This window comes from Streptomyces sp. NPDC058964 (genome assembly GCF_042741275.1).
In the GTDB taxonomy this organism is placed as follows: Bacteria; Actinomycetota; Actinomycetes; order Streptomycetales; family Streptomycetaceae; genus Streptomyces.
In genome coordinates this window covers 17,162-21,064 of sequence record NZ_JBHYKH010000107.1, presented here as the reverse complement: position 1 = coordinate 21,064, position 3,903 = coordinate 17,162, and the positions used below count along the sequence as shown (strand labels likewise).

The 3,903-nt window shown below is 70.3% G+C and carries 4 protein-coding genes; 3 read left to right on the top strand and 1 reads right to left on the bottom strand.

All coding sequences use genetic code 11. The features are described from left to right. Positions 1-138: 138 nt before the first annotated feature. A complete protein-coding gene (locus ACFW2E_RS16065) occupies positions 139-972 on the bottom strand; it encodes a hypothetical protein (protein WP_384466779.1) in 834 nt (277 codons plus the stop codon). A gap of 402 nt (positions 973-1,374) precedes the next feature. Here ACFW2E_RS16065 and rplK point away from each other — a divergent pair, with 402 nt between their 5' ends. From rplK to ACFW2E_RS16050, 3 genes are all read left to right on the top strand, one after another. Continuing rightward, positions 1,375-1,809: a 50S ribosomal protein L11 gene (gene rplK / locus ACFW2E_RS16060; RefSeq protein WP_033528316.1), complete on the top strand. Its 435-nt coding sequence runs from the start codon at positions 1,375-1,377 to the stop codon at positions 1,807-1,809. 96 nt (positions 1,810-1,905) lie between these two features. Beyond that, positions 1,906-2,631, top strand: a complete 726-nt coding sequence (rplA, locus tag ACFW2E_RS16055; protein ID WP_384466777.1) for a 50S ribosomal protein L1 — start codon at positions 1,906-1,908, stop codon at positions 2,629-2,631. 155 nt (positions 2,632-2,786) lie between these two features. Beyond that, positions 2,787-3,689: a hypothetical protein gene (locus tag ACFW2E_RS16050; protein ID WP_384466775.1), complete on the top strand. Its 903-nt coding sequence runs from the start codon at positions 2,787-2,789 to the stop codon at positions 3,687-3,689. Positions 3,690-3,903: the final 214 nt, after the last annotated feature.

Below are 3,903 nucleotides of genomic sequence, written 5' to 3'. Positions count from 1 at the left end.
CGCGCCCCCCCATTCCACGCGGGCGCACAACACCCCCCCTAACACCGGCTGGCCCCTGTGGGGGCTTATTCGCGTAGGGGACGCCGACGCGTTGCCGGCGGGGGCGGGGTCACGTGCGTGGATCGCCCGTGGACCGGTTCAGCCCAGCCGCCGCCTGCGGAGCCACAGACGGTGTGCCATGGCGGCGCAGCCCAGTGCCACGAGCGCACCGCCCACGACCATCGTGGGCACCGGCGACTTGATGGAACCTCCCTCGCCCGCCCGCACGGCGCCGGGGACCACGGCGGCGGGCGCCGCCGCGACGTTGCTCACGCCGCTCACGCCGGCGGTGCCGCGCGGGAGCGCGACGACGGTGGTTCCGAGGTTGCCCACGCCGCCCAGGATGGGCCCGGGGAAGAACCCGCCCCCGTTGTTGTGGCCCCGCCCCTCGTCGCGGTGGTTGTTGTTGCCGTTGTCGTGCGAGACGTTGTGCGAACCCTGCTCGTTGGAGTTGTTCACGGGGTTCTGGATGACAACCTGCTGAACGGGGCTGGCGGAGCCGTGGCTGTTGATGCTGGGAACGTTGGTGGGGGAGACGCCCTGGGGCGTGTCCTCTGTCGTACCTGTCGTACCACCCTTGGGCAGGACGTCGGCCGGGTTCTGGAGCGTCGTGTCGTAGGACGGATCGAGCAGGGGCTGCTGCCCGGAGGCGTCCAGGGACGTGTCCTGGGGGACCGTGTCGAGAGACGGGTACTGCGAGATGTCACCGGACCCCGTGCCCGGGGCGGTGTCCTGGGCGAGGTCACCGGGCGCGGCGTCCTGAGCGGTGCCCTGGACGGTGTCCTGCTGGGATCCCTCGGACGGGACCTGGGGTGCGGCGCTCAGCGCATCGACCTGCTCGGCCGGTGCCGCGAAGGCGGCCGGGGCGGTGGTGCCGGCGGCTATGAGGCCGACCAGGGCGGCAGCGGAAACGCTATGGACGGTGCGGCGCATGGGATGGACTCCTTAGAGCAGCGGTGGAGGCGGACGTTTGATGCCTCTGCAGCCATCAGAGCCCGACGAGCGTCACCTCGCGCGCGGCCGGGGGCCATTAGCGGGGCAGGGGCGGCCTGAACGGGTGACACCCGGAGTCGAACCGCGCTCCGTGGGGAATTCCTGGGCGCCGCGGATCCGCCCGGTGCCCCCGGCCCGCGGGACGACCGGTCCGAGCGGCCGCGGGACCATGTCCGAGGACGGGTCGAGGGCCTTGCGAAAGCCGCCTGACCTGGAGGATTTCTTGTCCCGGGGAGACAGCGGCTATCGTTGTGCGGTATGCCATCTGCGGGATCATGCACTTCCGGTGCATCCGAACGGTGCAGGTGGTAATCAACCTCTCAGTAAGGACCCGGAGAGAGCATGCCTCCCAAGAAGAAGAAGGTCACGGGGCTTATCAAGCTCCAGATCCAGGCCGGCGCCGCCAACCCGGCTCCGCCGGTCGGCCCGGCGCTGGGTCAGCACGGCGTCAACATCATGGAGTTCTGCAAGGCCTACAACGCCGCGACCGAGTCGCAGCGCGGTTGGGTCATCCCGGTGGAGATCACGGTCTACGAGGACCGTTCCTTCACCTTCGTGACCAAGACGCCGCCGGCCGCGAAGATGATCCTCAAGGCCGCGGGCATTGAGAAGGGCTCCGGCGAGCCGCACAAGACCAAGGTCGCCAAGATCACCGAGGCGCAGGTCCGCGAGATCGCCACGACCAAGATGCCCGACCTCAACGCCAACGACCTGGACGCGGCCGCGAAGATCATCGCCGGTACCGCGCGTTCCATGGGCGTCACGGTCGAGGGCTGAACCCCACCTTCGTAGAACCATGCGGCCTCGGCCGCACGTGGTAGGGCCTGCTCGGCCCGTACACCACGACTCCTTTCAGAACACACAGGAGCAGTTGTGAGCAAGCGCAGCAAGGCTCTCCGCGCTGCGGACGCCAAGGTCGACCGGGAGAAGCAGTACGCCCCGCTCGAGGCCGTCCGTCTCGCCAAGGAGACCTCCACGACCAAGTTCGACGGCACCGTCGAGGTCGCCTTCCGTCTGGGTGTCGACCCGCGCAAGGCCGACCAGATGGTCCGTGGCACCGTGAACCTTCCGCACGGCACCGGTAAGACCGCCCGGGTCCTGGTCTTCGCGACCGGCGACCGTGCCGAGGCCGCGCGTGCCGCGGGCGCCGACATCGTCGGTGCCGACGAGCTGATCGACGAGGTGGCGAAGGGCCGTCTGGACTTCGACGCCGTCGTCGCCACCCCGGACCTCATGGGCAAGGTCGGCCGCCTCGGCCGCGTCCTCGGCCCGCGTGGTCTGATGCCGAACCCGAAGACCGGCACCGTGACCCCGGACACCGCCAAGGCTGTGACCGAGATCAAGGGCGGCAAGATCGAGTTCCGCGTCGACAAGCACTCGAACCTGCACTTCATCATCGGCAAGACGTCCTTCGAGGACACCCAGCTGGTGGAGAACTACGGCGCGGCCCTGGAGGAGATCCTCCGTCTGAAGCCGTCCGCCGCCAAGGGTCGCTACATCAAGAAGGCCGCCATCAGCACCACGATGGGCCCCGGCATCCCGGTCGACTCGAACCGCACCCGCAACCTCCTCGTCGAGGAGGACCCGGCCGCCGTCTGAGCCTGAGCTCACCCCGGTAGCCGCGTACGCGTCGAGGGGGGGGGGGCCGGCAGCGCACGTGGTTGGGGGCCCCCCGGCGGGCTGGCGGCGAAATAAGACACCCCGCGCCCGGGGCGGGCGCGTGGACACCAGGACTCGCATAGGGGTGGGACGACATGAAGAGCACGACCGTGCGCCGCGTGACCCTTTCGATCGCGGTGGCCGCCGCGCTGACGGGGGTGGCCGCCTGCGGTTCGGACTCCTCCGGAGGCGGCTCCGTCAGCCCCGTCGCGGCCCTGCGCTCCGCCGAGAAGTCCACGGACAAGGCCGAGTCGGCCAAGGTCCGTTCGTCCACGACCATCGGCTCCGTGATGTCCATGGACGCGGACGGCGCCCTCAGCTGGGGCGACGGTCTCACCGGCACCCTCACCATCAACTACACCGGTGGCACCACGGCCCAGACGATGCGTCAGCTCGGCTCGACGTCGATGGAGGCCCGGTACCTGCCCGACGCCTACTACGCCAAGATGAGCGACAAGTTCGCCCAGCAGTCCGGCGGCAAGCACTGGATCCGGTACGCGTACGACGACCTCGCCAAGCTCGGCGGCAGCTCCGGCGCGTATCTCAAGGACCAGATGCAGAACACCACGCCGAACCAGTCCGTGAAGCTGCTGCTGGCCTCCGGGGACGTCAAGAAGGTCGGCGAGGAGAAGGTGTCCGGCGTGAACACCACGCACTACTCGGGCACCGTGAACGTCGCCGACCTGGCGGGCAAGAGCAGCAACCTCAGCGCGAGCCAGCTGACGGACCTGAAGAAGCAGCTCACCCAGGCCGGGGTCAGCACGGAGACCGTGGACATCTGGGTCAACGACCAGGACCTGCTGGTCAAGAAGGTCGAGAAGGCCGACATGACGGCCGGCCGGATGACCCAGACCGCCTACTACAGCGACTACGGCGTGAAGGTCACGGCCGAGGAGCCCCCGGCGAGCGACACCAAGGACTTCACCGACCTCGTGAAGAGCTCGGGCAGCGTCGGCAGCCCGGGCACCGTGGCGAGCGGCTCCGGCTCCAGCTCCTGAGACCCGCTCCCCGGGTCACGTCCGCCGGCCCGCCGCGCGGCGACTGCGCGTGATCCGGGGGAGCGGTGAGGTCTGCCGCGGGGCGGGCTTGCCGACGGCCGCCGTGCTGCCGGCCGGGGGCGCGGCGGCAGCATCGCCGAGGGCCGCCGCCCCGGGGGGCGGGGGCCCCCCCCGGCCGCGCCCCGGGCCGTGGGGAAGACCGCCGGCGCGCCGT

What these genes read in the sequence shown, in the direction of transcription:
- ACFW2E_RS16065 (WP_384466779.1), bottom strand. Translation starts at nt 972, where the DNA reads ATGCGCCGCACCGTCCATAGCGTTTCCGCTGCCGCCCTGGTCGGCCTC.
- rplK (WP_033528316.1), top strand. Translation starts at nt 1,375, where the DNA reads ATGCCTCCCAAGAAGAAGAAGGTCACGGGGCTTATCAAGCTCCAGATC.
- ACFW2E_RS16050 (WP_384466775.1), top strand. Translation starts at nt 2,787, where the DNA reads ATGAAGAGCACGACCGTGCGCCGCGTGACCCTTTCGATCGCGGTGGCC.